The 2,010-nt window shown below is 61.4% G+C and carries 3 protein-coding genes; 1 reads left to right on the top strand and 2 read right to left on the bottom strand.

The window, feature by feature from the left end; translation table 11 throughout:
• Nucleotides 1-24 precede the first annotated feature (24 nt).
• Complete coding sequence (locus EN893_RS31105) at nucleotides 25-681, top strand: uracil-DNA glycosylase (protein WP_127267155.1); 657 nt, start codon at nucleotides 25-27, stop codon at nucleotides 679-681.
• A gap of 42 nt (nucleotides 682-723) precedes the next feature.
• On the opposite strand, the gene EN893_RS31100 is transcribed toward EN893_RS31105, so the two are convergent.
• Nucleotides 724-1,434: a GH25 family lysozyme gene (locus tag EN893_RS31100; RefSeq protein WP_127267154.1), complete on the bottom strand. Its 711-nt coding sequence runs from the start codon at nucleotides 1,432-1,434 to the stop codon at nucleotides 724-726.
• A gap of 14 nt (nucleotides 1,435-1,448) precedes the next feature.
• Complete coding sequence (smpB, locus tag EN893_RS31095; protein WP_013532594.1) at nucleotides 1,449-1,928, bottom strand: SsrA-binding protein SmpB; 480 nt, start codon at nucleotides 1,926-1,928, stop codon at nucleotides 1,449-1,451.
• Between the last annotated feature and the right edge of the window lie 82 nt (nucleotides 1,929-2,010).

Raw genomic sequence — 2,010 nt, 5'->3', positions numbered from 1 at the left:
GGATGATTACTGAGGCCGGTCGCCTTGACCGCCCTTTGCGCCTCAGAGCCTAGTCGCGACTGCCCGCTCTGCCCGCGGCTGCACGACTTCATCGCCGAGTGGCGGCAGCGCGAACCATCCTGGTTCAATGCGCCGGTGCCGACTTTCCTGCCCTCGGAAGGTGACGCGACGGTCCAACTGCTGATCGTCGGGCTGGCGCCCGGCCTTCGCGGTGCCAACCGAACGGGCCGCCCGTTCACCGGCGACTATGCCGGCGACCTGCTCTACTCGACCCTGATTTCGCACGGTTTTGCACGCGGCGAATTCAAGGCCAGACCCGACGACGGATTGGAGCTTGTCGGCACGGCGATCACCAATGCCGTGCGCTGCGTGCCGCCTGAGAACAAGCCGGTGGGCGCGGAGATTGCCACCTGCCGGACATTCCTGGTGCCGACGATCGCCCGGTTCCCTAATTTGCGCGCCGTGCTGGCACTGGGATCGATCGCGCATCAGTCGACGGTGCGGGCGCTGGGTGGGCGCGTCGCCGCCTACCCGTTCAAGCATGGCGGGCAGCTGCCGGCCGGTGGCGTCACGCTGTTTTCGAGCTATCACTGCTCACGCTACAACACCAACACCGGCGTGCTGACCGAAGCGATGTTCGTTAGCGTTTTCAGCCAGATAGCGGAATTCTTGCGGACATAAATGTTTTTGCAGTAATTAGAGTTGGTGTCCGCAGACATCAACTCAGTGCGGCAGTGCATTCAGCGCATCCAACATGGCTGGCCCACCCTGCAGCACATTCAGGTCGACATCGCCATTGATGCCGTCAACGCGACCCCTGTTGTGGTACTGCCAGTAGACCCAGTCGTTGCGATCCGGCTCCAGGAGCAATGAGCGGAGCCAGAGCGGACGGGCAGCAATGCGCCCGGCATAGGCTTCTGCTGCATCGTCGGTCAGATAGACAATCGCAGGCTTGCCGAACGCCGCCTCGACTGGAGCGAGGAACGCGGCCAGTTCGGCGTTCAATTGTTCGGGCGTCGGCCGCTGCGGGCAGTTGCCGCCGAATTCGATATCGACCACGGGTGGCAGCAGGGACTGATCGTGCGGCACCACCGAGATGAAATTCTTCGCCTGGTCCGCACCCGGCCGGCAAAAGGTGAAAAAGTGATAGGCGCCGACGGCGAGACCGGCGGCCCGGGCCTCTTCCAGATTCCGTGCGAAAGCATCATCGACATGATCGCCGCCTTCGGTCGCCTTGATGACGGCAAAGGCGACATCATCGGCGGCTACGCGCCGCCAATCGATCTGGCCCTGATGATGGGAGACGTCGATGCCCCTGACCGGATATTTATCGCGATCCGGCGAGAATGACCTGAAATAGAGATAGCCGCCTGCTGCAAGGAAACACAACAAGACCAGGCTGGCCAAACCAAAGAGGACAATCCGGTTCTTCAAGCGAATGGCCCCGCCTACCCACGCTCTTTTAACAGCCGGCCCTTCTCGCGCGACCAATCGCGCTGCTTCTCGGATTCGCGCTTGTCGTGCAGTTTCTTGCCGCGGCCGACAGCGAGCAGCAGCTTGGCGCGGCCCTGGTCGTTGAAATAGATTTTCAGCGGCACCAGTGTCATGCCTTCGCGGTCGACACTCTGTGACAGTTTCGCCATCTCGCGCTTGTTGAGCAGCAGCTTGCGGCGCCGGCGCGGCTCATGGTTGAAGCGGTTGGCCTGCAGATATTCCGGCAGATAGGAATTGATCAGCCAGATCTCGCCGCCTTCGACCGAGGCATAGCTGTCCTGGATGTTGGCCTGGCCCTGGCGCAGCGACTTGACCTCGGTGCCGGTCAGCACCAGACCGGCCTCGACCGTGTCAAGCACCTCATAGGAAAACCGCGCCTTACGGTTTTCCGAAACGGTCTTGTTGTTGGGATCGGCTTTTCTGACCTGGTTCATGATGCTTAGAGTCCGTTTCGAAACTCGCTCCTGCGAGTCAGATGATGGTGTCATCGAGAACCGGAGCGGAGCGTACATATAG

Source organism: Mesorhizobium sp. M7A.F.Ca.CA.004.04.2.1 (genome assembly GCF_004022825.1).
Lineage (GTDB): Bacteria > Pseudomonadota > Alphaproteobacteria > Rhizobiales > Rhizobiaceae > Mesorhizobium.
Note: the sequence above shows the minus strand (reverse complement) of the source record. Positions and strands in the feature narration are given on the sequence as shown.